Here is a 299-nt window from a genome sequence, read left to right on the forward strand (position 1 = left end):
GATACGGAAATATATTCAATGTGCATCTCATGACCTTCTATCTCTTCACTTTTTACCGGTTTGAATGTTCCGGCACCTACATGAGAGCTTGGGAAAGCAGCCGTAGGACGTTCGCCTACTTGTTGAGACGTTTTTACCAGGTTATAAAAGAAGCCTCGGTCGTATTCGGTAAACTGCCCGATGATGAGCCCGGACAGCTTTTCGAGTACACCGCTTAGCTTTAAATTATACAAAAAACATTTATTCTTGATAAAGATGGACATTTTAGAGTAACTCATTTAGAGTAAAGTTCCCAACTA

The 299-nt window shown here is 40.5% G+C and carries 1 pseudogene; it reads right to left on the minus strand.

Going from position 1 to position 299, the window contains the following annotated elements:
- Positions 1-83, minus strand: a pseudogene (locus tag D0T60_RS18615) (S-adenosylmethionine:tRNA ribosyltransferase-isomerase); the annotation flags it as partial.
- Positions 84-299: the final 216 nt, after the last annotated feature.

It is taken from the genome of Bacteroides sp. 224, assembly GCF_010500995.1.
GTDB lineage: Bacteria > Bacteroidota > Bacteroidia > Bacteroidales > Bacteroidaceae > Bacteroides.